The 370-nt window shown below is 57.8% G+C and carries 1 pseudogene; it reads right to left on the bottom strand.

The annotated features are described in order from the left end of the window. Window positions 1-370, bottom strand: a pseudogene (locus KJQ96_RS38840) (IS5/IS1182 family transposase); the annotation flags it as partial.

The raw sequence follows: 370 nt of genomic DNA, 5'->3' as shown, positions 1-370 counted from the left end.
GGTCCAATAGCGACGCAGTATCTTGCCGTCCTCTTCATTGGAGTAGTGATAGGTTAGCTGCTCACCGGCGGGACAAAGATAGACGTCATCCGCGGCGACATAGACGAAGTCCTGCTTGCCGAAGCGCCCTTTGGCGTTGATGCCCGAGGTCATCGGCTTCGGCAGATAGACCGTGACGCCGGCTTCCTCGCAGGCCAGAATTTCCTCTCCGCTATAGTACCCGCGATCGGCAACAGCTTCGATGGCCTCAGAACCAATCGCTGCGCGCGCCTGTTCGGACATGCGAGATAGCTCGCCCCGGTCAGACCCAACGTTGGTCACCTCATGGGCAATAATGAGGTGATGCTTGGTATCTACGGCGCTTTGAACG

The sequence above is a fragment of the Bradyrhizobium sp. sGM-13 genome (assembly GCF_018398875.1).
Classification (GTDB): Bacteria; Pseudomonadota; Alphaproteobacteria; order Rhizobiales; family Xanthobacteraceae; genus Bradyrhizobium.
The sequence above is the reverse complement of the archived record's forward strand: the minus strand, read 5'-3'. Positions and strand labels throughout refer to the sequence as shown.